At 46.7% G+C, this 675-nt stretch carries 1 pseudogene; it reads left to right on the top strand.

Going from position 1 to position 675, the window contains the following annotated elements:
- Positions 1–675 (top strand): annotated as a pseudogene (locus tag PROCOU_RS15920) (RHS repeat domain-containing protein); the annotation flags it as partial.

The following is a 675-nucleotide window of genomic DNA, read 5'->3' as shown; positions in this document are numbered from 1 at the left end:
TGAACGTCGATAAACCGATTGCGCGCTTGAAAATCTGGACGCTATTCCGTGGCAAGCATACAGGGAAAGCTTGGTTTGATAACATGCGTGTAATTGACGGGGAAGTGTTGACGGAGAATACGTATGATAGTGCTGGAAATTATGTGGTCGCCTCGTACGATGAAGAGAATCGGAAAACAGCGTTTACGTATGATGTGTATGGCAATAAACTCACGGAAACGGATGAAAAAGGGAATACGAAGAAATTGGAGTACAATGTCGATAATCAGTTGACGAAAACAACGCTGGCGAATGGCACAGCGGTCGCTTACAAGTACGATGATAATGGTAATACGACCGAGAAGTTCGTGACCGCAGACGGGAAAGAACAGCAAAATAGCTACGCCTACGATAGCGACAACAAAGTCACGCAATTCACCGATGCGTTAGGTCGCAAAATCAGCTACGAATACGATGCCAACGCAAATGAAACCAAAGTAACCAAGCCGAATGGTGATACCATTGAGAGCGTCTATGATTCCGCCGATCGTGCCACAGGCGTGAAGTGGAATGGGCAAACCGCATTTAGCTTCCAATTTGACCCGAATGGGAACGAAACCAAAGTGACCGACGCAACCACAGGATGGGTGCGCGATAAAGCTTATGATGATGCCGACCGTATCACAAAACAAAACC

The sequence above is a fragment of the Listeria rocourtiae FSL F6-920 genome (assembly GCF_000525975.1).
Lineage (GTDB): Bacteria > Bacillota > Bacilli > Lactobacillales > Listeriaceae > Listeria_A > Listeria_A rocourtiae.
This window is presented reverse-complemented; position numbering and strand designations above follow the sequence as displayed.